At 42.7% G+C, this 22,016-nt stretch carries 21 protein-coding genes; 9 read left to right on the top strand and 12 right to left on the bottom strand.

What is annotated here, in order from left to right; translation table 11 throughout:
- Window positions 1-152 precede the first annotated feature (152 nt).
- Complete coding sequence (locus tag RMY32_RS12400) at window positions 153-1,346, bottom strand: DegT/DnrJ/EryC1/StrS aminotransferase family protein (RefSeq protein ID WP_322709526.1); 1,194 nt, start codon at window positions 1,344-1,346, stop codon at window positions 153-155.
- A gap of 713 nt (window positions 1,347-2,059) precedes the next feature.
- Here RMY32_RS12400 and RMY32_RS12395 point away from each other — a divergent pair.
- Together RMY32_RS12395 and RMY32_RS12390 are read left to right on the top strand one after the other, a co-directional pair.
- On the top strand, window positions 2,060-3,613 hold the full coding sequence (locus RMY32_RS12395; RefSeq protein WP_322709537.1) for a GAF domain-containing sensor histidine kinase: 1,554 nt from the start codon (window positions 2,060-2,062) through the stop codon (window positions 3,611-3,613).
- 331 nt (window positions 3,614-3,944) lie between these two features.
- Complete coding sequence (locus RMY32_RS12390) at window positions 3,945-5,366, top strand: IctB family putative bicarbonate transporter (protein ID WP_322709525.1); 1,422 nt, start codon at window positions 3,945-3,947, stop codon at window positions 5,364-5,366.
- 184 nt (window positions 5,367-5,550) lie between these two features.
- Here the strand turns inward: RMY32_RS12390 and RMY32_RS12385 are convergent, their stop codons facing one another.
- Together RMY32_RS12385 and smpB are read right to left on the bottom strand one after the other, a co-directional pair.
- The gene (locus RMY32_RS12385) at window positions 5,551-5,832 is read right to left on the bottom strand and encodes a WGxxGxxG family protein (protein WP_322709523.1); all 282 of its coding nucleotides are present in this window, start codon (window positions 5,830-5,832) and stop codon (window positions 5,551-5,553) included.
- Window positions 5,833-6,013: 181 nt separating this feature from the next.
- Window positions 6,014-6,481 (bottom strand): SsrA-binding protein SmpB, encoded by a 468-nt coding sequence (smpB, locus tag RMY32_RS12380; protein WP_094349892.1) that lies wholly within the window; start codon window positions 6,479-6,481, stop codon window positions 6,014-6,016.
- Between the two features lie 648 nt (window positions 6,482-7,129).
- On the opposite strand from smpB, the gene RMY32_RS12375 reads away from it, so the two are divergent.
- The gene (locus tag RMY32_RS12375) at window positions 7,130-7,813 is read left to right on the top strand and encodes a response regulator transcription factor (RefSeq protein ID WP_322694326.1); all 684 of its coding nucleotides are present in this window, start codon (window positions 7,130-7,132) and stop codon (window positions 7,811-7,813) included.
- 61 nt (window positions 7,814-7,874) lie between these two features.
- Here the strand turns inward: RMY32_RS12375 and RMY32_RS12370 are convergent, their stop codons facing one another.
- The 4 genes from RMY32_RS12370 to murC form a co-directional block, all read right to left on the bottom strand.
- Window positions 7,875-8,366 (bottom strand): low molecular weight protein-tyrosine-phosphatase, encoded by a 492-nt coding sequence (locus RMY32_RS12370; RefSeq protein WP_322709535.1) that lies wholly within the window; start codon window positions 8,364-8,366, stop codon window positions 7,875-7,877.
- A 69-nt stretch (window positions 8,367-8,435) separates the two neighbouring features.
- Window positions 8,436-8,783, bottom strand: coding sequence for a YbaB/EbfC family nucleoid-associated protein (locus tag RMY32_RS12365; RefSeq protein WP_322673862.1), 348 nt, complete (start codon window positions 8,781-8,783; stop codon window positions 8,436-8,438).
- Between the two features lie 179 nt (window positions 8,784-8,962).
- On the bottom strand, window positions 8,963-9,964 hold the full coding sequence (murB, locus tag RMY32_RS12360) for a UDP-N-acetylmuramate dehydrogenase (protein WP_322709521.1): 1,002 nt from the start codon (window positions 9,962-9,964) through the stop codon (window positions 8,963-8,965).
- Between the two features lie 124 nt (window positions 9,965-10,088).
- On the bottom strand, window positions 10,089-11,552 hold the full coding sequence (murC, locus tag RMY32_RS12355; RefSeq protein WP_322709520.1) for a UDP-N-acetylmuramate--L-alanine ligase: 1,464 nt from the start codon (window positions 11,550-11,552) through the stop codon (window positions 10,089-10,091).
- A gap of 403 nt (window positions 11,553-11,955) precedes the next feature.
- Between murC and nadD the strand changes: the two genes are divergently transcribed.
- Window positions 11,956-12,582, top strand: coding sequence for a nicotinate (nicotinamide) nucleotide adenylyltransferase (nadD, locus tag RMY32_RS12350; protein ID WP_322709519.1), 627 nt, complete (start codon window positions 11,956-11,958; stop codon window positions 12,580-12,582).
- 117 nt (window positions 12,583-12,699) lie between these two features.
- Window positions 12,700-13,713, top strand: a complete 1,014-nt coding sequence (locus RMY32_RS12345; protein WP_322709517.1) for a type I glyceraldehyde-3-phosphate dehydrogenase — start codon at window positions 12,700-12,702, stop codon at window positions 13,711-13,713.
- Between the two features lie 85 nt (window positions 13,714-13,798).
- Here the strand turns inward: RMY32_RS12345 and thiL are convergent, their stop codons facing one another.
- Entirely contained in the window at window positions 13,799-14,842 is a 1,044-nt protein-coding gene (gene thiL / locus RMY32_RS12340; protein WP_322709516.1) for a thiamine-phosphate kinase, read from the bottom strand.
- A 105-nt stretch (window positions 14,843-14,947) separates the two neighbouring features.
- Between thiL and RMY32_RS12335 the strand changes: the two genes are divergently transcribed.
- Window positions 14,948-15,520 (top strand): Uma2 family endonuclease, encoded by a 573-nt coding sequence (locus tag RMY32_RS12335; protein WP_322709515.1) that lies wholly within the window; start codon window positions 14,948-14,950, stop codon window positions 15,518-15,520.
- A gap of 33 nt (window positions 15,521-15,553) precedes the next feature.
- On the opposite strand, the gene RMY32_RS12330 is transcribed toward RMY32_RS12335, so the two are convergent.
- Both RMY32_RS12330 and RMY32_RS12325 read right to left on the bottom strand, forming a co-directional pair.
- Window positions 15,554-16,102 carry a pentapeptide repeat-containing protein gene (locus RMY32_RS12330; protein WP_322681366.1) on the bottom strand — a complete coding sequence of 183 codons (549 nt, stop codon included), beginning with the start codon at window positions 16,100-16,102 and terminating at the stop codon, window positions 15,554-15,556.
- A gap of 111 nt (window positions 16,103-16,213) precedes the next feature.
- Window positions 16,214-17,320, bottom strand: coding sequence for a peptidylprolyl isomerase (locus tag RMY32_RS12325; RefSeq protein WP_322709514.1), 1,107 nt, complete (start codon window positions 17,318-17,320; stop codon window positions 16,214-16,216).
- Between the two features lie 187 nt (window positions 17,321-17,507).
- On the opposite strand from RMY32_RS12325, the gene efp reads away from it, so the two are divergent.
- The 3 genes from efp (at window position 17,508) to RMY32_RS12310 (ending at window position 19,141) form a co-directional block, all read left to right on the top strand.
- The gene (gene efp, locus RMY32_RS12320) at window positions 17,508-18,065 is read left to right on the top strand and encodes an elongation factor P (protein WP_109012189.1); all 558 of its coding nucleotides are present in this window, start codon (window positions 17,508-17,510) and stop codon (window positions 18,063-18,065) included.
- A 108-nt stretch (window positions 18,066-18,173) separates the two neighbouring features.
- Window positions 18,174-18,731 carry an acetyl-CoA carboxylase biotin carboxyl carrier protein gene (gene accB, locus RMY32_RS12315; RefSeq protein WP_322709513.1) on the top strand — a complete coding sequence of 186 codons (558 nt, stop codon included), beginning with the start codon at window positions 18,174-18,176 and terminating at the stop codon, window positions 18,729-18,731.
- Window positions 18,732-18,793: 62 nt separating this feature from the next.
- The gene (locus tag RMY32_RS12310) at window positions 18,794-19,141 is read left to right on the top strand and encodes an ArsR/SmtB family transcription factor (RefSeq protein ID WP_094349905.1); all 348 of its coding nucleotides are present in this window, start codon (window positions 18,794-18,796) and stop codon (window positions 19,139-19,141) included.
- A 92-nt stretch (window positions 19,142-19,233) separates the two neighbouring features.
- Here RMY32_RS12310 and RMY32_RS12305 read toward each other — a convergent pair whose 3' ends face one another.
- Both RMY32_RS12305 and RMY32_RS12300 read right to left on the bottom strand, forming a co-directional pair.
- Window positions 19,234-19,845 (bottom strand): GerMN domain-containing protein, encoded by a 612-nt coding sequence (locus RMY32_RS12305; protein WP_322709512.1) that lies wholly within the window; start codon window positions 19,843-19,845, stop codon window positions 19,234-19,236.
- Window positions 19,846-20,157: 312 nt separating this feature from the next.
- Window positions 20,158-21,972 (bottom strand): proline--tRNA ligase, encoded by a 1,815-nt coding sequence (locus RMY32_RS12300; protein WP_322709511.1) that lies wholly within the window; start codon window positions 21,970-21,972, stop codon window positions 20,158-20,160.
- Between the last annotated feature and the right edge of the window lie 44 nt (window positions 21,973-22,016).

The following is a 22,016-nucleotide window of genomic DNA, read 5'->3' as shown; positions in this document are numbered from 1 at the left end:
TTTCAGTATTGGTCATTGGTCATTGGTCATTGGTCATTAGTCATTAGTCATTAGTCATTAGTCATTAGTCATTAGTCATTTGCAAAGGATAAATGACAAAGGACAAATGACAAAGGACAAATGACAAAGGACAAATTAAGTATGAATTAACTTCAGGCTACCACGCTGCTAAGGTCAGCAGGAGATAAATTGTCTGCCTGATAACTTGTTGAGACTGCATTGGCGATCGCTGCTACAACTTCTTTAACTTGGCTACTACTCAAACCAGGATACATCGGTAATGATAATATTTGCTTTGACAACTTTTCTGCTTGGGGAAAATCTCCCGGTTGATAGCCTAAGTTGGTGAATGCTGGCTGGAGATGACAAGGAATTGGGTAGTGAATACCAGTTTGTATTCCCGCTGCTGTGAGTTTTTCCTGGAGTTGCTGGCGTTCTATTGGGCAAGAATCATCTACTTTAATTACATAAAGATGATAAACGTGTCCTGTATCACTTTGATTTTCTATAGGGATAATTCCAGCAGTTGCCAAAGGTGCTAGTTCATTATCATACTGCTGGGCAATAGTCAGGCGATCGCGATTCCACTGCGGTAAATATGGGAGTTTTTTGTGCAAAATAGCTGCTTGCAAAGTATCCAAGCGGCTATTCGTACCTAGTTCAGTATGAAAATACTTTTGCGATGCACCATAATTTCGCAAGCGCACCATCTTCTGGGCTACATCTGAATCTCGTGTCAGCAGCATTCCTCCATCCCCGAATGCTCCCAAATTTTTGCTGGGATAGAAACTAAAAGCTGCTGCTATTCCTACTGAACCAGCGTAATATCCGTCTCTTTGGGCAAGATGTGCTTGGGCGGCATCTTCAAAAATTAGGAGTTTGTAGGTATCGGCAAAGTTTATTAGATCGCGTGGTGATACCATCTGACCATAGAGATGCACGGGGATAATTGCTTTAGTCTGAGGCGTAATTGCCTTTGCTGCGGCTTCTAAATCAATTAAAGCTGTTTGGCGATCGCAATCTACTAAAATTGGCTTGGCGCCAGCACGTAGCACCCCAATTAAGGTGGCGACAAAAGTATTTGCGGGTAAAATTACTTCATCGCCAGCACCAATATTACACGCTTGTAATCCCAGAGCGATCGCATCTGTTCCTGATGCCACACCAACTCCATAAGCCGTACCAGATACTGCCGCAAATGCTGCTTCAAAATCTGAGAGTGCTTGCCCTAAAATAAAATCTCCCCGTTCCAATACAGATTGGATTGCATCTTGCAATTGCGTTTGAATTGGTTCATGTTGTAACTTTAGGTCTACAAAAGGAACTCTAATAGTCATTTTATTCATTACCAGTCGTCCTCAAAAAATGTTTCCTCACATAGAAAAATAGAAAACCTTATACAATTTTCGGCATGAAATTGTCATAGATTTAATCTATTGGATAAAGGCTTAGATCAATTATTTAATCGATTATGGCTTTCAAAATCACGCCCTCTTAATTTGAGCGCCCGAAGTTGCCATCAGACTTCTCTCAAAATTCAAAAAGTTCAGAAACTGGGCTTTTCAATAATTTGATAGTTTGTTAATCCGTGGAGATATGGTTGGTCTATTTAGGTCATCCTGCATTAGGATTATCATCTCTAAGTGCTAGCTGTTATCAGTAAAATGTCTATATTTAATTACACTAACATCTATTTTTTAAGTAAATTTACTTTGAATGTTATTGTCAAAATTTTCCCTTATATACATAAATAATGACAGCCCCTTTGTATTGTATCCTTAGCATTAGCTTACCCTGACTGAATTCAAATCTAACGCAGTCTGATTGCAAAATCTCAAGCAATAAAGACTACATCAGTGCTAAATAAAGAACATTCAGCACCAGTAACTAGTAACTAGCAGACACCACATCTTGGCTTAATGCAAGGGAGGAAAAATTTTTGCCCTAAATTTGTTTGTCAGAGGCAAAATTAGGGAATGCTTAAAAATAGCAATTGATAACCTAGAAATAGGACTTGGGTCAATTACACGATAGAGAAATTATTAAGGTAGCAGTGGCAATGATAGAGCCTGAAAACAAATTATTTGCCCTAAAGGATGGTTGGGATTCTCATGAATCAAGAGAACAGCAACGCCTCAAAGCTTTGTCCGATTTAGGTTTGCGGCAACCAGAAACAATTCCGGTTTTTGAAGAAGCCACACAGACTGCTGCCCACTTTTTGGAAGCACCAATTTCGATATTGGGATTTGTGGATCAGGAACGCCATTGGTTCAAATCGGCGATCGGCTTATCTAGACTGGGACTAATGAATCATTTGGCACAAAGCCGCCAACTACTACGCCGGGAATCATTTTGCACTCAGGTAGTAGACAACTTTCAAGTATTTGTAATTAATGATACACATAAACTTACCGATCCAGTACTTGCTGGCAGCAAGTTAGTGCAAGATTATGGTATTCGTGCTTACTTAGGAGCGCCATTAATTGATGCTGAGGGACATTGTTTAGGTGCATTAGCGGTGATGGATTTAGTCCCGCGCAATTTTACAACCCGAGATATTGAGTTTTTACAAATCATTGCTCGTTGGAGCATGAGTGAATTTGAACGTAATAGACTCCTGCAAGGGAAACTCGAATCAAGCGCTGCCAAGAACGTTCCGATATTTTCACTGAATGAGGAACGCAACACTGAAATTAAAATCACTGCATCCACTCAAGATAGCGACTCTGTTTCAACTAAGCAACTGAAGCTAGAACTTTTGAGTCAGCTAACTCAGGAGTTACGCACGCCTTTAACATCTGTACTCGGTATGGCTAGTGTTTTAGGACGTGAGATTTATGGGCCTTTGACGACTAAGCAGAGAGAATATTTAGAAATTATCCAACACAGTGGTCGATATTTACTTTCCCTAGTAAACGAAATTACCGAACTAGGAGCGATGGATGAAAACTCAACTGTGCTAAATCTAGCTCCCGTGGATATTGAAATGCTATGCCAACAAGCTATCAATACCCTAGAAGAAGTAGCTAATCGCCGCGAGCAAGATATTCGCCTGTCTATAGAACCGGGACGCAATCGCATTTGGCCTTTAGATAAAGACAAGGTGCGGCAAATGCTTTATCATCTGGTTTTCAGTGTGATTCAACTTTCGGCTACAGGTAGCATTGTTCGCATTCATGTTTCTTACAAAGAAGATACGCTCAACATTACTATTTGGGTTTCCCATCCCTGGTTAGGGGATGGCATAACAGAGGTCGATCCTTACTTCCGTCTCAATTCTTTGTCGCTGCTGGAACTGACAGGTGAGGTAGCAACTTACAATATTCATACAGAAAGACAAGAACAATTAGATACTTTATCAGTAGCAGTGGAAAATTCCAAAAACTTGAGTGATTCCCACTCAAATTTCTTTGCGACTAGTTCAGGTATAAATTTAGCTAAATCACATGGAAGTCTTTCTCGTGAAAGCTTAGGTCTATTACTAAGCTGTCAACTGGCAGAATTACATGGTGGACATATTTTGATTCAAGGTTCACCAGAATCAGGATATCGTTATGTGCTTTCTTTACCACTGCAACTAGCGACTTCCTCACAAGCAATTAGCGATGTCTAATTGTGGGGATAAGGGGAAGGTGGGGTACCAAGAAGGGGATAAGGGGTAATGGAGATTGGGAAAGACGTATTTTCTATCTAGATTTGATTAATTCTCTGTGTGCTTCTGCGCTTACCTATGCCTTTAAATTTCAATCCTCAATTCGCCACTAATTTACATCAAGCTGTACTAAGTATATGAAGAACTATTCTTAACTTCCTATTGGCTGATGGCTAGGAGTAAGAGCGCCATCACGCGATCGGCAATTTCTGTTATTACCTTTTTATAGCTATAGGCATTATGATCGATTCCAAGTTCTGCGTCGGCAGGCTAATCGATCGCAATGTTTTTTATGAATTTAGTCTGGCAACGATTTACTCTATCAACTTTACCGCTCAAAGAATATCTTGCTACCAGTTATGTACACCGCTCTCTGGTGGGACTGCTAAGTTCTTGGCGGCAAACTAGCGTCTTGCTTCAATGGGGAGATGCGATCGCAGCGGCTTTACTCAGCTTAATATATGCTCTAGCACCTTTTGCTTCGAGTACATTGGTGGGTTTTTTGCTGGTGGCTTGTGTCGGATTTTGGCTGTTGTTGACTATATCTGATGAAGTAACACCAGCAAATGTCTCGTCGTCAGTCACTCCCATTCACTTACTGGTATTGCTCTACTGGGGGGTTGCCGCAGTCGCTACAGCATTATCACCAGTGAAAAAGGCGGCACTTAACGACTTGGGAACCTTGACCTTGTATTTGCTACTATTTACCCTTTGTGCGAGGGTATTAAGGTCGCCTCGCCTTCGTTCTTGGATTATCATCCTCTATCTGCACGTATCGTTAATTGTTAGTGTATACGGATTGCGGCAATGGTTTTTTGGAGCCACAGCACTGGCGACTTGGGTCGATCCAGAATCTCCTCTGTCTAAGACTACAAGAGTCTACAGTTATTTAGGCAATCCCAACTTATTAGCTGGATACCTCTTACCAGCAGTAATTTTTAGCTTAGTGGCAATTTTTGCATGGCAAAGCTGGCCTAAAAAAGCTCTCGCATTAACGATGCTAATTGTCAATAGTTCCTGCTTGATTCTGACTTTTAGTCGTGGCGGTTGGATTGGACTAGTGGTGGCAGTTTTAGCTGTGATGGCATTGCTAGTTTTTTGGAAAAGCGTGGAAATGCCTCGTTTTTGGCGTACTTGGTCAATACCGATTGTTTTAGGAGGTTTGATCGGCATATTGTTGCTAGCAGTGATATTTGTAGAGCCAGTGCGGCTGCGAGTGTTTAGTATTTTTGCCGACCGTAAGGATAGCAGTAATAATTTTCGCCGAAATGTGTGGGATGCTGTATTTGAAATGATTCGCGATCGCCCGATTTTCGGCATTGGGCCTGGTCACAACTCTTTTAATAAAGTTTATCCCCTTTACCAACGCCCTCGTTACACTGCTTTGAGCGCCTATTCGATATTGTTTGAAGTGACTGTAGAAACTGGTTTTGTTGGTTTAGCCTGCTTTATCTGGCTATTAATTGTCACATTTAATACGGCACTTTTGCAAGTACGACGATTGCGACAAATCAGAAGTGTAGAGGGATTTTGGTTAATCGGAGCGATCGCTATTTTGTTGGGTATGCTAGCTCACGGCACCGTAGATACTGTCTGGTATCGTCCTGAAGTCAATACCCTCTGGTGGCTGATCGTTGCCTTAATTGCCAGCTATTGGACACCCTTAGCTCAAAACCAGACAAATACAATTAACTCAGATCCAGCAACAAACTAATATAAATAAGTTGTCAGTTGTTTACTTACCGAACAATTGACAACTTTTGAATTTTCCATGAATAAACTTTGAATTGTCTAGTACAACACGGTGTAAATAAACCACCCATTCAAAATCAATGAAACGCTTACGCTGTATTAATTTTGAATTTTGAATTTTGAATTTTGAATTCCGCCTTGCGGTACTAGTCTCTGTAGGTAGTGGCACTTGGAGCATTAGGGTCGCGATAAGCTACAGATTCGCGATCGTTCTTTTTACCAGCCAACCCGCCTAGACCGAATAAACCAAGCAATCCTAGCCAACCCCAATCAAAATCGTTGCGGTTGTCAGTAGTCGTTGTTGGAGCAGTAGTAGTGGCTCCAGTGTCATTAGTTGTTTGAGCTTGTGCAGATAGAGTTAAAGGTAAAATTCCCAAACTCAAGGTGAGAATGCCAGCGCCAACAGCGGTAATGAAATTACTTTTCATAAGTTGTAAAAGTTCCTGATGCTATCCAAAGTCACTCACCACTGTATCGGTTCTCAACCTTAACAAAATCAATCTGCGGCTATAAACTAAACATTTTCATAACTCACGCTGTAGACATACGACATAGCTTTCACAGCAATACGTTTCTGACTTTTTGTGGTAGTTTAGCAACACACAATCCTCAATAACTTTTCATTGCCCGTTGAATGTCACGCTGGTCTTGGCGTCGTTTCAGGTCTTCTCGTTTATCGTGGAGCTTTTTACCTTTGCCAAGAGCTATACTGACTTTTAGCCAGCCTCGTTTGAGATACATTTTCAAGGGGATTAAAGTTAAACCCTGCTGTTCAACTTTGCCAATTAGCTTACGGAGTTCTTGACGATGCAATAGAAGTTTGCGTGTACGCCGTGGTTCATGATTAAAATATTGTCCACTAGCGTTGTAAGGCGAGATATGCACATTGATCAACCATGCTTCGCCATTGCGAAGCAAAGCATAGCCATCTTGGAGATTGACTTTCCCCGCACGAATCGACTTCACCTCTGTTCCTGTCAACTCAATTCCAGCTTCGTAAGTTTCTAGAATTTCATACAAATAACGGGCTTGACGGTTGTCGCAAATAACTTTGTAACCTTCGTTCTTGTCGCTCATTGATAATTTTGTGTGCTTGAAATGTACCTAAAAAATTATTTGGATTGGCTTGTGAATTATACGGTGTATCTTAGAACCGCTATAAATGGTGAACTGTATATCACTAATTTAGCTTTTCTAAGTTCACAATTAAGGTTTTCTGGCAACTTTAAGTTAGCTGATACCGATTACCTCTAAGATTTCATAAAACAAGTTGCTTGAGCAAGTTGTCTCACCAAGCCTGATTTTGTGCAGTTTCACAAATAGGGCTTACACATCAAGTAAAGGCAATACCTTGTGGTAAGCCGATTCTCTAGGAAAAACTTTGTGTAACTTGCTTCTTGGCGTTTACATGAATTGTCTCTACAGAAAATCAAGATTTTCACTTCTCTTTTGCATAAGTCCTGACAAAGAATTGGTATGACGCTAATGATGAGTTGTTACAAATTACAAAGCTATGCCTCCTAAGCACACGGAGTCTAAGGTGGTTACATTTCGTTAACCTTCCTAATGATTTAAGATTTCCTTTATAAATAAACCCTGAGAGCAGTCATTAGCTGGTAATCCTGTCATAGTATGAAACATAAGAACACTATTATTGCCTGTGTTCATTAACGGAGTACATAAAAGCAAATTTCTGAGTAAAAAAATGCTAGGGGTGTATTATCCATGCCCTTGACGATCCTTGTAGTGGATGATGATTTGGGCACTCGTCTGTCTGTTAGCGACTATCTTGAACTGTCTGGCTACTCAGTAATCGTGGCTAATGACGGTCAAGAGGCTTTGTTTATGGTGGATGAGTATCATCCTGATTTGATTGTCACGGATATTGTGATGCCACGGATGAATGGCTATGAATTGGTGCGCCGGGTGCGTCAACAACCAGTGTTTCGTTTATTGCCTGTAATTTTATTAACGGCACGCATTAAGACCCAAGAAAGAATTCTGGGCTACCAGTCAGGGTGCGATTTATATTTACCCAAGCCTTTTGAACTGGAAGAGTTAGCAGCAGCAATCCGCAATCTTTTGGAGCGATCACAAATTATCCAATCAGAGTATCGCTTTTCTCAGAAAGACAGTTTGGGCATTTCCGGCTCGATAAAAGCGACGGATGCCCATAATTCTCTGTCCACTCAAATTCAGAAATCCCATCTGCACTCATCCCTAACTCATAGAGAACAGGAAGTCTTAGAGTTATTGACTCATGGTCTTTCTAATGCCGATATGGGTCTTCAGCTACACCTAAGTCCTCGAACTGTGGAAAAGTACGTTAGCAGTTTATTAAGAAAAACCTCAACCAGCAACCGCGCGGAATTAGTCCGTTATGCGATGAAGCATGGTTTGGTGGAATAAAAAAAGTTAGGAGGAGAGACGCGATTAATCGCGTCTGTACAGGAGTGAGGAATTAAAACTCCTAACTCCTAACTCCTAACTCTTCCCTTTTAACTTTTGTCAGCAGACCTTCACAAGCATCGATCAGTAAATCAATAACCTGATTAAATCCCTCTTGACCACCATAATAGGGATCTGGAACTTCCTTTAGAGTGTGTCGAGAGCAAAACTCGCACATCAAACGCACTTTATGCTGATATTGCTTAGTTCGATCGAGAGAGAGGATGTTCTCATAGTTTTCTCGATCCATAGCCAAAATTAAATCAAAGTCTTGAAAGTCTGACTTTTCAAACTGGCGCGCTCGACCACGCAGTTTAATCCCCAACTTACTAGCCGCCGCCGCACTCATGCGTCTGTCAGGTGGGCTACCAACGTGATAGCTAGATGTACCAGCAGAGTCACAGAGGATATGTTCGCTCAAGCCAGACTGCTCAATTAGATGATTCATGATATTTTCTGCCGATGGCGATCGGCAGATATTACCTAAGCAGACAAACAGCAACTTGTAAGGCATAGATATAATTTGTCCTTTGTCAATAGTCATTTGTCCTATGTCCAATGACTAATGACTAATGACCAATGATTAAAATCCAGGTAACTCCAACCCACTGGTTAATTCTTCCATACGTTCCCGCATTGTTGCTGTGGACTTGTTGTAGGCTTCTTTCATTGCCACTGTTACAAGATCGGAAAGTACTTCTGCACCTTCTGCTAAAGCATCTGGAGAAATTTCTACCCGCTTGGGCTCTTGGTTCCCACTGACAATCACCCTTACAAGACCACCGCCAGATTCTCCTTGAATCTCCATTTGCTCCAATTCTTCTTGGAGTCGCTTTGCGCCTTCTTGAACTTGCTGCGCTTTCTTAAAAGCTTCGGCTAATTCTTTCATTTTTCCTAAGCCAAAGCCGAATCCCTGTCCTTTTCCTGTCATAATTATTTGTACGCGTATGCGTTGAATAACAAATCAAATTCAATTATAGATGCGGTAAGTAATTTGACTCTTTTTTTACCAATAATTAATGCGTCATAGAGTGGGGAGTATGGAATAGGGAGTAGGGAGTAGGACATTGGTTATTAATTCTTCTCCCTCATCTCCCAATTCCCCATTTTTTATCCACAAGCACCTTGAAACTCTCCGAGCATTTTGACTTCTGGCTCTAAATTAATAGACCAACGGTCTTGTACTTGATGTTGGATGTGGCGAATGAGACAGAAGATATCACTAGCTTTTGCTCCACCACGATTAACGATAAAATTAGCATGTAGTAGTGCTACTTGTGCGCCACCAATTTGGTAGCCTTTGAGACCAGTTTGTTCAATTAACCAGCCAGCACTGTAAGGTTTGGGATTGCGAAACACACTACCACAACTGGGAAAGTTGTATGGTTGAGTGCTTAACCGATGCTTTTTGTGTTCTTTGGTAATTGCCACAACTTTTGCTGGATCTGCACCTGGCGCGAGTTGTAAGGTGGCTTGGGTGACTATGCGATCGCCACCTTGCAATAATGAAGTCCGGTAGCTATAACCTAACTGTTCCGGGGTTAGAGTTTCCAGCGTACCATCGGGTGAAAGTACCTCGGCACTAACTAACATATCTGCAATACAGCTATTATGTGCCCCTGCATTCATTACCACTGCACCTCCGGCTGTTCCAGGAATACCAACAGCCCATTCCAATCCTTGCCACCCTAACTCTGCTGCCGCCCATGCCAAGCTAGGAATTGATTCTCCGGCAGCAACGGTTAATTGACCGGTTTGAGGGTCAAAGTTGCTGAAGCGGAGATGACGAGTAGCAATGACTAAGCCTGATATACCACCATCACTCACCAGCAAGTTAGAACCTGCTCCCAGTGTTGTCACCTTTAGATCGCGTTCTTTAGCGTATTTAAGACTTGCTTGCAGTGCTTCTAAGTTTCGGGGGGCAACGTATAAATCAGCGGCTCCTCCAACTCTATAGGAAGTAAACGCTGACAAAGAAGCCTGGGACTTGATCGCACAATCAGTATTGGGTAAGTAGATTACTTCACTCTCCACCGAATTAGTTATTTGGGGTTTCTTTGTATTCAAAGCAGAAACTGTGCAGACGTTTCCAGCTGCCTGGGAAATAGTCATTTTTACTTTGTTTTGGTAAAATTTTTACAGTAATTTACCGTACATTTACGGTAATAAAATTCACAGATGAAACCGTTGCCAGAGGAGCGCTTTGCTCAGAAATAAAACTTCGCAAAGTCTCGACTTAAGATGTGGCTTTAGCCGGCTCACAAAGTGTCGTAATTATTTCAGGAATCACCTGGTTCAAGTTTCCAGCCCCTAAAAACAGCGCCAAGTCTCCTGGGCGTAGTGTTTGTAGCAAGTACTCACACACTGCGGGTAAAGTTGGTTGATAAACGACAGGAGAATGCTGTTTAGCAATTTCCGCCGTTAGACGTTCACCACTAATTTGCCCTAAATTAGGTTCGCCTGCACTGTAAATATCAGTCAGCACCACCAAATCAGCGTGGGTAAATGACTCGGCAAATTCATCTAAAAAGGTCAGTGTACGGCTATAGCGATGGGGTTGGAAGATAGCAACCACTCTTTGCCCTGGTCTTGCCTGTAAACGGGCTGCGGCGAGAGTAACGCGAATCTCGCTAGGGTGATGAGCGTAATCATCAATGAAGGTAATGCCATTGACTTCACCTCGGAACTCAAAGCGTCGTCTTGCTCCTTCAAAAGTGGCGATACCTTTAGCAATTGCTCCAAATTCTAAACCCAAAGCGCGACCAACAGCTACTGCGGCTAGAGCATTGCTGAGATTGTGCCGACTGAGCAACCTCAATGTCAACACGCCCAAAGCTTTGCCTTTTTCCCAAACCAAAGCCGTAGTACCATCAGCACGATAATCAATATTGGTGACGGTGTAATCAGCGTCGGTATCTGAGTGCAAGCTGTAGGTAATTGTGGGTTGCAAGCGATCGCGCACTGTCGCACAGTCAATACTACCTATTAAAGTTTTACAACCCTTAGCAAATGTCTGGAAGGTGTCAATTACTTCTTCTAATGTATCGTAGTGGTCAGGATGATCGAGTTCAATATTGGTGATGATGCCAATTTCGGGAGCGTGTTTTACTAAAGAACCATCTGATTCATCTGCTTCGGCTACCAAATATTGGCTGTGTCCCAATCGAGCATTACCGGACCATGCATTGACTTCGCCACCGACTAAAATTGTTGGATCTAGGCCTGCTTCCAGAAGCATATAGCCAATCATACTACTGGTCGTAGTTTTGCCGTGTGTTCCTGCCACTGCAATACTGTAGTAATCCGCAATTAAAGCTGCTAGGACATCTGAACGATGAAAAACTGGACAACCTAATTCCAGCGCTGCTTTGTATTCTAAATTATTAGTGTTAATTGCTGTTGAACAAATGACTTGAGGCAGTTTTGACTTAGTAACAGTAGGTAATTCTTCTGGTGAATTTAATACTACTGGATTAGCTAATACCTGAGGATGAAAGAATTCGAGATTGCTTGCCTCTTGTTTACCAAAAATATGAGCACCGATAGATTCCAACTTGTGCGTAATGTGGTTAGGACGAAGATCCGAACCTGATACTGGAAATTGACGCTTTGCAAGAACGTATGCCAAAGCAGACATACCTATGCCACCGATACCAATGAAATGAAATGGTCTACCACTAAAATCTACAGAATTAGTCATTTATTGCTCCTTTTACACCACACCACACCATAATCACAAATGACACGCGTATCATAACAGGAATTTGATTTTTACCGTAACTACTCCTGTATCATGTTCATGTTTGATGCCCAAATGATGTTTCTGCTCTGGCTTTCCTGGTCGAGAATGATTTTACCTTGGTTGGAGGTTTTTGCTATTTCTGAACTGTTCTTAAGATTATTCTGAAAATTTTGGCTGCATCGGGAAAGAAATTCTTGTAATGTCAAATACATATTTTTGGCTACCTTACTGGAATTGGCTACATAATACATTGTTTAGTGAAACTAATTTGAAATTGCATCAAGTTTAGACGTGAATTGAGTACAATAGTACATTGGTAATGAAACTATTTTTCAATTGCATATAACCCAGGCTTATCTGGATGCAGCAACTAGCAATTTTTGGTGGCACATTCGATCCAATTCATTGGGGACACCTGCTCGTAGCCGAGACAGCTTTGCATCAAGTATCCGTTGAAAAAGTAATTTGGGTGCCATCCCTAAACCCTCCTCACAAAGAAGCAGCTTTGTTTGAGCATCGCGTGCAAATGCTGCAATTAGCCATCAAAGATAACCCAGCATTTACTGTCTCACTAGTGGAGACTAATCGCTCTGGGACTTCTTATGCCATTAACACCCTAATTGACTTATCTGCTTATTACCCCAATACTCATTGGTACTGGATTGTGGGCTTGGATACTTTCCAAACCTTACCTAGTTGGTACCGGGGACACGAATTAGCACAAATGTGTGATTGGTTAATCGCACCCAGACAGCTAGGTGGTGAGACTATAACTCAAAGCAAATTAATCTGCAAGCAAGTGGAGCAACAACTCAAAAAGCAGTCTTTGCTCATTCACTGGCAACTCTTGGATATACCTTTAGTAGGAGTTTCGTCAAGTCTAATTCGCAAATTTTGCTGCGATCGCCAGTCAATTCGTTATTTAGTCCCGGAAACGGTCAGATCATATATCATTAACAACAATTTCTACTCGAACAAATCTGAATAAATTATGTGTTTTTTTATTGATCTAACACTTTATGGTTAAAAGTGACCCCCCCCTTTGCGATATGATTGGGGTCAACGATATCAACATAATAAGCATAAATACAGAGGGCAAGACACTGTGATTAGAGTTGCAATCAACGGTTTCGGGCGAATTGGACGTAACTTTGCGCGTTGCTGGGTGGGTAGAGAGAATAGCCAAATCGATCTTGTCGCTATTAATGACACTTCAGACCCTAGAACCAATGCTCACCTGCTGAAGTATGACTCGATGCTAGGGAAGATCAAGGGTGCTGAGATTAGTGCCGATGATAACTCTATCATCGTTAACGGTAAGACCATTAAATGCGTATCCGATCGCAACCCAGAAAACTTGCCCTGGAAAGATTGGGGAATTGACCTAATTATCGAAGCAACCGGGGTATTTACTAGCAAAGAAGGAGCGCTCAAGCACGTAAATGCTGGAGCCAAGAAAGTTCTGATTACCGCTCCTGGTAAAAACGAGGATGGTACTTTTGTAGTTGGTGTAAATCATCATGATTATGACCACAACAAACACCACATTATCAGTAACGCTAGCTGTACTACCAACTGCTTGGCACCGATTGCCAAGGTGTTGAACGATAAGTTCGGCATTATCAAAGGTACGATGACCACTACCCATAGCTATACAGGCGATCAGCGCTTGCTAGACGCTTCTCACCGGGATTTGCGACGGGCCAGGGCCGCAGCGATAAACATTGTACCCACTTCTACTGGTGCAGCAAAAGCAGTGGCGCTGGTTATCCCAGACCTGAAAGGCAAGCTAAATGGCGTTGCCTTGCGCGTACCAACCCCGAACGTCTCAATGGTAGATTTCGTAGTTCAGGTTGAGAAGCGTACTATTACTGAAGAAGTTAACCAAGCTCTCAAGGATGCTGCCGAAGGCCCACTTAAAGGGATTTTGGACTACAGCGAACTAGAACTAGTATCTTCTGATTATCAAGGTACTGACGCTTCTTCGATTGTCGATTCCAGCTTGACTTTGGTTATGGGCAGTGACTTAGTAAAAGTTATGGCGTGGTATGACAACGAGTGGGGTTACAGCCAACGAGTCTTGGATTTGGCAGAGTTGGTAGCCGAAAAGTGGCAATAATTAATTTGTCATTAGTCATTAGTCATTAGTCATTGGTCATTGGTTTTTCACAAATGACAAAAGACAAAGGACAAATGAAAAAGCACTATTGACTAAAATGTTGAAATCCCTGGCTAAGACTCAGAACTTGGTCGGGGAATTTTTTTTGCTCGTCGTGCAATATTACTGTCGATCCGGCTGTAATCCTGCCTGCGATCGCAGCACCTTCTCCAAGGTGTTGCACTAAGGCTGATGCTAATTCTTGTGGTAAGCACAGCACTAATTCAAAGTCTTCGCCACCGTATAGAGCATATTCCAGCGCTTGCTCTGGTGTCAGCCAATGGTTAAAAGTTTTTGGTAGGAGAATTTGTCTGTGTTCTAAGACAGCGCCAACGCCACTCGCGCGGCAAATTTGAATAATCGCATCTGCTAAACCATCGCTACTATCCATCCCAGCAATCGGGAGTTGAGAGTTATGAGTTGAGACGCGATTAATCGCGTCTATACAGGAGTTAGGAGTTAAGATTTTCCAGAGGATTGGTAAGACATCTAATCGTGGCTGTGGGCGTTGGTGTGCGTGGATTAGAGCCGTCTTTTCTTCGTTGTTGAGGTTTTGTCCTAATTCGGGATGTAAGAGCAGCTCTAAGCCTGCTCTTGAGGCTCCATGAACGCCTGTAACGACGATCGCATCACCCACAACAGCAGCAGAACGGCGGATAATTTGACTAGGGTTAACTTGACCAAAAGCGGTAATTGCCAGAGCAGTAACAGGCGATCGCACCACATCACCCCCAACAATCGGGGTATTGTATTTTTGCAGGCATTCTGTCATTCCCTGGTACAAGCGTTCTATCCAACTCACCCTAAGTTCACCGGGTAGTCCCAACCCGACAGTGATTCCCAATGGGGAAGCGCCCATTGCTGCTAAATCTGATAAATTGGCAGCAACAGCTCGCCAACCAGCATCTTCTGGGGAAGTGGTGATGTTGCTAAAATGTACGCCATCAACCAGTACATCTGTAGTCACTACCAAAGATTGCCCTGATGCAGTTTCAAGTACTGCGGCATCATCGCCGATAATTTCTGCTGGGCAGAAACGCTGTAATCTTTCTAAAAGACCTTGTTCGCCAATGTCTTTGATTTTAGTCATTAGTCATTAGTCATTTGTTATTGGTTAATTCTTCGCATCTCTTTCATCTGCCTAATTCCCACTCCCCCAAGTTACGATAAAGGTATCGTCTAGGGGGATGTTGGAATGGTATCTACACCAGTAACAAAGCTCACATTTGAAGAGTACTTAAATTATGATGATGGCAGTGGTTTTCACTATGAGCTAGTAGATGGCAGGCTGGAATTAATGAATTCCCCTACAATTCAACATTTCTTGATTGTCGCTTTTTTAGATACCGCACTCATAGCGGAAATTCAGCGCTTGAGTTTACCTTGGTTAACTTTTCGCGAAACTGGGACGAGGACGGGGAAAAATAAGTCTCGGTTAACTGACTTGTCTGTGGTGACGCAGGAGCAAGCAAGAGAATTGCTCAATGCATCAGCTGTCTTTGAGTCACCACCATTACTAATTGTAGAGGTAGTCAATCCAGATTCTATTAAGCGGGACTATCGTTATAAGCGGTCTGAATATGCGGCGGTTGAAGTCCCAGAATATTGGATTGTAGACCCACAAAAAGAAAAGATTTCTGTGTTGTGGTTGGAAGGAGGATTTTACGAAGAGACGGTGTTTACTGGCGACCAGCAAATTAAATTGCGGACTTTTCCAGAATTAGCGATCGCAGTTGATCGAGTGTTCGCTGCTGGGAATCTGAGTTAGGGGAGTTAGAAGCTAGAAGTTAAGAGTTAGTAATTATTCGTCCCTCTTTTCCCTACAACCATCATTTCTAATACTCCCATCTGGCATGATAGTGTTGCACAAGATAGCACCCTTCAGTCTACGTTCACTCAAGTACTTAGCCCCCATCAAATTGGCGTTGCTGAGGTTGGTATTGTAAAAGAAAGTTTCATCGAGAAAAGCTTCACTGAGATTGGCACTCCTCAAGTCAGAACTATCAAATACAGTTTGCAACAAATCGGCACTACTCAGGTTAACACCCTTCAAAATAGCATTATTGAAACTGGCTTGATGCATACGAACACCGCTCAGGTCAGATCCAGTGAGATTAGCTCCACTGAAGTCAATATCATCCAAAATGGCATTTCTCAAGTTAGCTCCACTCAGGTTGGCATCGCACAGTTCAACAGCTCCCAAATCCGCTCCTTCCAAGTTGGCATCACTGAGATTGGCTCGACTCATATCTCCATCAAAACCAAGTCCTCTGAGATCGGCTCCACTCAAATCAATCCCAACCAAATCGGTTTCATTACTGTAGCGCTTGATAAATTCCTCTCTGTCCATAACTTAAGGATCGCAGTTGAGCAGATATTCACCGCCGGAAATCTGAATCAGGAGAGACGCGATTAATCGCGTCTGTACAAGAATTATTCTTCTCTTGCCCCCTGTGTCTTCTTATGCAGCTTGCGGTTCAACCAGATTTTCTATCCCTTGAACTACTTTTGCTGATTCGATTTTGTCACCAGCTTTCAGTTTATCCAAAACTTCTCTGCCTTCGGTGAGATAGCCAAAAACGGCATAGCGACCATCCAATAGGTTGCGTCCGGCGGGGGTGAGTTCTGGTTCAAACAAAAAGAAGAAAAATTGTGATGAACCACCATTTACTTCACTTTCGGGACGAGCCATCACTACTGCACCAAAGGCAGAAAAAGGTAGAACTGGCATATCAACGTAACGACCAGCTTCTTCTAGAGTAATGCCATAAGTAGGTGCTTTATCTCCTTTAACTAAGATTTCTAAGGGTATAGCGCGATATTTGCCCGTTTTGGGGTCAATGAAACCCACGTCTTTACCAGCAGGATCTCCAGTTTGGAGAAAGTAAGATTCTTCAGAACGGGTAAATTCTAAACCATTATAAAAACCCCTCTGTACCAAATCTACAAAATTACCAGCAGTCACAGGAGCACTGTAACCGTCTACGACAAGGGACAAATCGCCTTTGTTGGTTTTAATTTCTACAGTGGCGCGACCTTTAAGTTGCGGTAAGTTACTGTACTCAGCAGGTACTTCAAAGGGGAATTGTTTCACCATTGACTCTTCTAACTGAGCGACGAGATTGAGAAGTTTGCCTCTCTCTTGCAGAATTTGTTCTTTATCTTTGCTGTTCGCCAATTCTTCCAATTTACTCACCCCAGATTTCAACTCGCTAATCCAAGCTTCGGCTTGGGGTTGGCGTTCTGCGGGAACGCTTGTTAAGATTTGGGAAGGTTTATCGAGAATGCGGGATGCTTGGCTGATGTCTTTGGAAATAGCACCCCAACGTCGATTTGCCCGCAGTTGGGCAGAGATGTCCTCTAAACTGGCTTGTAGTTGCCGCATAGGTTTGTTATCTATCGGGAGTGCATACCGCAACAAAGCCTTTCCATCGGTAATTGCATTGCCTGCTGGCAGTGCGGCGCTACTGGAGGGAGTCCACCCAGCTGTAGTTATGCCTAAAAATATTGTTATCAGCAGTATTGCCATTAGGCTGTTCTTCAGCCAGGATTTTAATAAGTTAAGCATGGGATAACTCAAATGCAGCAGTGAATTGTTGACTGGACGTAACCCATAAATAATCTTCCCACGTTAAGGGCGGAGGATAAATCACAAATGACTAATGACAAATGACAACTAACTAATGAGAAATGCCCAATAACGACCCTAGAAGGGTACAATAAATGCCGATTGTCTTCCAAAATTTGAAAGTTTCATGATCTCCAGTAACGACTTTCGACCCGGTGTTTCAATTGTATTGGATGGGTCTGTATGGCGAGTGCTTGAATTCTTGCACGTCAAACCAGGCAAAGGTTCTGCCTTTGTACGAACTAAGCTAAAAAATGTTCAGAGTGGGAGCGTTATGGAAAAAACGTTCCGCGCAGGGGAAACAGTGCCGCAAGCCACTCTAGAAAAAAGCACGATGCAACATACCTATAAAGAAGGCGATGAGTTTGTCTTTATGGATATGGAAACCTACGAAGAAGGCAGATTGACTCGCGAACAAATTGGCGATCGCGTCAAGTACCTGAAGGAAGGTATGGAAGCTGAAGTTATTAAGTGGGGCGACCAGGTGTTAGGAGTAGAATTGCCTAAGTCTGTGGTTCTAGAAATTGTCCAAACAGATCCAGGTTTAAAAGGTGACACTGCCACAGGTGGCTCAAAACCAGCAACTCTAGAAACTGGTGCAGTTGTGATGGTTCCTTTGTTTATTTCTCAAGGAGAACGCATCAAGGTTGATACTCAGGAAGATAAATATATCAGCAGGGAATAACTTTCATCTCTACGGAGATGCAAGTCCCGATTTAAATCCCTACATAGGGATTAATTCCCTGCCACACTTAAGATGCTCATTTACGGATAGGTCGAGGTAATAAAAACTGTGCCATTGGACTTTAATGAAATCCGCCAACTTCTGGCAACTATCGCACAAACAGATATTGCAGAAGTCACGCTCAAAAGCGATGATTTTGAGCTAACAGTCCGTAAGGCTGTGAGCATTAGCAATCAGATGTTGTCGGTAGGTCAAGGGACTTTAGGCGGTGTGGTAGGTTCAGGCTTGACATCAGGTTCATCTGGGGGAAACCAGATGAACCCAAGTCAGGTAACGGAGATGTCCACATCTCGTGTATTTGAGAATACTGGAACTAGCACACAAATGCAGTTATCAGTAAATTCTCCCTCAACCATTGACCAGAGATTAGTAGAAGTGCCTTCCCCAATGGTAGGAACGTTTTATCGCGCTCCTGCGCCTGGGGAAGCGGCATTTGTGGAAGTGGGCGATCGCGTCCGCAAGGGTCAAACAGTCTGTATCATTGAAGCCATGAAGCTGATGAATGAAATCGAAGCCGAAGTCTCTGGACAGGTGATGGAAATTCTCCTCCAAAATGGCGACGCTGTAGAATATGGTCAACCTTTGATGCGAATTAACCCTGATTAAGTATTAATGTATATATGATGTGAGTCATTGTTAAAACTTTCAGTCCTTGTGGGTCAACCCTGATGAAACAAACGTTGCCTTTACCACCAGAAGTGGTGCAACAAGTAGCTGAATACTTCAGCCTATTAAGTGAGCCAATGCGCCTACGGCTGCTACACTTATTACGGGATGAAGAAAAATGCGTGCAAGAGTTGGTAGAGGCAACACAGACTTCTCAGGCAAATGTGTCAAAGCACCTGAAGGTAATGTGGCAAGCAGGTATCCTTAGCCGCCGCAGTGAAGGAACTTGCGCCTATTACCGGGTGGAAGATCAAATGATTTTTGAGTTGTGTAATCGGGTTTGCGATCGCCTCGCCACAAGGTTGGAGCAGCAAGCCCGTAATTTTCGCGTATTAAATAGCAAACGTTAGGTCATTTGTCCTTTGTCATTTGTCCTTCGTCATTTGTCCTTTGTCATTTATGAAAAACTAATGACTAATGACCAATGACTAATGACTAATGACTAAAGCGGATAATCTTTTTGAAACTGTTCGCGAGTGAGTGGTTGTTGTAACTCTAGACCCTCGCCGCCTAAAACATCTAACGGTTTGCCGTTCACGTCAATGTACACTTTGGCTTTAGGATTTAAAGTTGTTGCAGTGTAAACAACTTGTCCAATGCGGCCCATCATTGAAGTGCTACCACCACCGCTAGTAAAATCTTCAGATAAATTAACGCGAACTTCATCTTTTTCCGCCTTCAGCCCCAACAGTTTGGTTCCTTTGGGGATGGTTGTAGAATCTGTTCCTTCTGTTGGGCCTGCTAACAAACTTTGGAAAGCTGCTTCTAAAGCCTGGTTGGGTAATACAGAAGCTACTTTAACAGATTGGGGAACCAAAGCAACATTTTTGTCTTTTGGTCTTAGCCAATAAACGTTGGGGGTTTGCTCATTAGCTGGCTGCCTAGTTGATGGCTGTGCTGGCTGTTCAATGCGGCTAGAAGGGTTTGACGGTGTGGGAGGATTGTTGGATTGTGTGGTAAACCAAGCTACACCGCCACCCACCGCTACAACCGCTGCTGATACAGCTGCAATTACGCCTGAAGAAATACGATTAGATCCTTGTTGGTCTTTCATGTTCAAAACCTTCCTAACTGAGGGCTGATATGGTAGTTATGTGAGGAGCAGCCTGGTTAACGACGATACTTGTAACTGAAGAGTTTCTCATAACCGGGAGGAGACTTGATGCCTCAAAATACAACATTAGTCTTGTGACTCCCTGATTCAATTCTAGAATTTTTACTTCTGATCCGTCACCTGCCAAATTATGTAAATCTCATTCTTTGTGGAGATGATCGAAAATTAAATTTACAAGGCAGAGGAACGCAAAGTATTTCTCATAAAAAATACTCCGCGAAACTCTGCGCTTCCCTTTGCGCCCCTCTGCGTTTAATCTTTACCCTCTATTGCTTGTGTAATCCACTTATGAAGTGTGGTTGTCACTTCATCAATGGCAATTTCTTGAGATTTACGGGTGGCTCTTTCTACAACTTCAACTTTGCCATTAGCGATCGCGCGTCCGGTTACAATTCTATAAGGTATGCCTATCAAGTCAGCATCTTTAAATTTAACTCCTGCCCGTTCGTCGCGGTCATCTAGTAGAGTTTCAATTCCCGCCTGATTGAGTTCTGTGTAAAGTTTTTGAGCGATTTCGATTTGTTGAGCATCTTTAATGTTAGGGATTGTGACGATCGCGTGATAAGGTGCGATCGCAACTGGCCAAATAATCCCATCTTTATCGTAAGATTGCTCGACGGCAGCTTGGGCTAATCGTGACACGCCTACACCAAAACAACCCATAACTAGCGGCTTCTCTTCACCCTGTTCGTTGGTATAAGTTGCACCCATCGCTTGAGAGTATTTCGTACCTAATTGGAAGATGTGACCTGCTTCAACTCCACGGGCGCTTTGTAGGATTTGTTCTGGATTGTGGATGGCGCGATCGCCTGGTCTTGATTTACGAATATCTACTATTCGCTCTGGTAACTTAAATTGCTCGTTCCAATTAGCACCAACTACGTGATAACCAGCTTCATTCGCGCCTGTAACAAAGTTTTTTAAATCAACTGCTGTTCGATCCACCAAGCGCAAAAACTTGGGATGGATCTGTTTATTAGCAGTAATATACTCATCTGCGATATCTGGCGCAATGTAGCCTAAAGGCAGAGATTTAGTTGTCCATGCTTGCTGGGCTTCTACATTTGGTACATTCAAACTAATAATAGTTTTAGCGCCATATTCAGAAGCTAATTTGGTCAATTCATTTTGCAATTTGACCTCATTAACTTCCTGATCGCCTCGGATGCTCACCAAAACTAACACTGTTATACCATTATCATAAACTGTCTGATAAAGGACATTTTTTACCAATTGAGTAGGAGAACAGTTGAGGAGTTGACACACCTTTTCAATCGTTTCTGTTCCAGGTGTATCGCGTTTCTCATAGGTTGTAAACCGTGAGGTTTCGGCGTCAATTGGTAAAGAAACAGCCTTTTCTACGTTAGCGGCGTATTTACCATCTTCAGTGTAGAGAACTTCGTCTTCGCCAGCTTCCGCCAAAATCATAAATTCTGTAGAACCAGAACCACCAATTGCACCAGAATCAGCTTCCACTGCCCGAAAAGCTAAACCAGAACGCCGCAGAATATTACTGTAGGCTTTATACATATCCTGGTAAGTTTCTTTGAGGCTAGCTTCATCGGTATGGAAGGAATAGGCATCCTTCATGATAAACTCTCGTCCGCGCATTAAACCAAAGCGGGGACGAATTTCATCGCGGAATTTGGTTTGAATTTGGTAGAGATTTAGTGGTAGCTGGCGATAAGAGCGAATCATATCACGAGCGATCGCTGTAATTACTTCCTCATGAGTTGGGCCTAATCCTAATTGTTGCTCGCGGCGGTCAATTAGGGAAAACATGATCCCCTCAGCTTTGGTGTAAGTGTCCCAGCGTCCCGATTCCTTCCATAAATCAGCCGATTGTAATTGTGGTAGGAGACATTCTTGTGCGCCTGTAGCGTTCATTTCTTCCCGCACAATTTGGGAAACTTTTTGCAGTACCCGCCACATTAGCGGCAAATAAGCATAGATACCACTACCGATGCGACGAATGTAACCTGCACGGAGTAATAATTTATGACTGGGAATCTCAGCATCAGCCGGATCGTCCCGCAGTGTAACAAATAACATTTGTGAAAGTCGCATCGTTTATTCCCTTTCCAGAATCTCTAATTTGTTTATAAACCAAC

Source organism: Nostoc sp. ChiSLP03a, from assembly GCF_034531215.2.
In the GTDB taxonomy this organism is placed as follows: domain Bacteria; phylum Cyanobacteriota; class Cyanobacteriia; order Cyanobacteriales; family Nostocaceae; genus Nostoc.
This window is presented reverse-complemented; position numbering and strand designations above follow the sequence as displayed.

Excerpts from the sequence above, each read along its gene's own strand:
- RMY32_RS12370 (WP_322709535.1), bottom strand. The coding sequence starts at position 8,366 with ATGCCTTACAAGTTGCTGTTTGTCTGCTTAGGTAATATCTGCCGATCG.
- RMY32_RS12385 (WP_322709523.1), bottom strand. The coding sequence starts at position 5,832 with ATGAAAAGTAATTTCATTACCGCTGTTGGCGCTGGCATTCTCACCTTG.
- efp (WP_109012189.1), top strand. The coding sequence starts at position 17,508 with ATGATCTCCAGTAACGACTTTCGACCCGGTGTTTCAATTGTATTGGAT.
- RMY32_RS12330 (WP_322681366.1), bottom strand. The coding sequence starts at position 16,102 with ATGGACAGAGAGGAATTTATCAAGCGCTACAGTAATGAAACCGATTTG.
- murC (WP_322709520.1), bottom strand. The coding sequence starts at position 11,552 with ATGACTAATTCTGTAGATTTTAGTGGTAGACCATTTCATTTCATTGGT.
- RMY32_RS12300 (WP_322709511.1), bottom strand. The coding sequence starts at position 21,972 with ATGCGACTTTCACAAATGTTATTTGTTACACTGCGGGACGATCCGGCT.
- thiL (WP_322709516.1), bottom strand. The coding sequence starts at position 14,842 with ATGACTAAAATCAAAGACATTGGCGAACAAGGTCTTTTAGAAAGATTA.
- RMY32_RS12325 (WP_322709514.1), bottom strand. The coding sequence starts at position 17,320 with ATGCTTAACTTATTAAAATCCTGGCTGAAGAACAGCCTAATGGCAATA.
- RMY32_RS12305 (WP_322709512.1), bottom strand. The coding sequence starts at position 19,845 with ATGAAAGACCAACAAGGATCTAATCGTATTTCTTCAGGCGTAATTGCA.
- RMY32_RS12400 (WP_322709526.1), bottom strand. The coding sequence starts at position 1,346 with ATGAATAAAATGACTATTAGAGTTCCTTTTGTAGACCTAAAGTTACAA.
- RMY32_RS12395 (WP_322709537.1), top strand. The coding sequence starts at position 2,060 with ATGATAGAGCCTGAAAACAAATTATTTGCCCTAAAGGATGGTTGGGAT.
- RMY32_RS12365 (WP_322673862.1), bottom strand. The coding sequence starts at position 8,783 with ATGACAGGAAAAGGACAGGGATTCGGCTTTGGCTTAGGAAAAATGAAA.
- RMY32_RS12310 (WP_094349905.1), top strand. The coding sequence starts at position 18,794 with ATGAAACAAACGTTGCCTTTACCACCAGAAGTGGTGCAACAAGTAGCT.
- smpB (WP_094349892.1), bottom strand. The coding sequence starts at position 6,481 with ATGAGCGACAAGAACGAAGGTTACAAAGTTATTTGCGACAACCGTCAA.
- RMY32_RS12375 (WP_322694326.1), top strand. The coding sequence starts at position 7,130 with ATGCCCTTGACGATCCTTGTAGTGGATGATGATTTGGGCACTCGTCTG.
- nadD (WP_322709519.1), top strand. The coding sequence starts at position 11,956 with ATGCAGCAACTAGCAATTTTTGGTGGCACATTCGATCCAATTCATTGG.
- RMY32_RS12390 (WP_322709525.1), top strand. The coding sequence starts at position 3,945 with ATGAATTTAGTCTGGCAACGATTTACTCTATCAACTTTACCGCTCAAA.
- RMY32_RS12335 (WP_322709515.1), top strand. The coding sequence starts at position 14,948 with ATGGTATCTACACCAGTAACAAAGCTCACATTTGAAGAGTACTTAAAT.
- murB (WP_322709521.1), bottom strand. The coding sequence starts at position 9,964 with ATGACTATTTCCCAGGCAGCTGGAAACGTCTGCACAGTTTCTGCTTTG.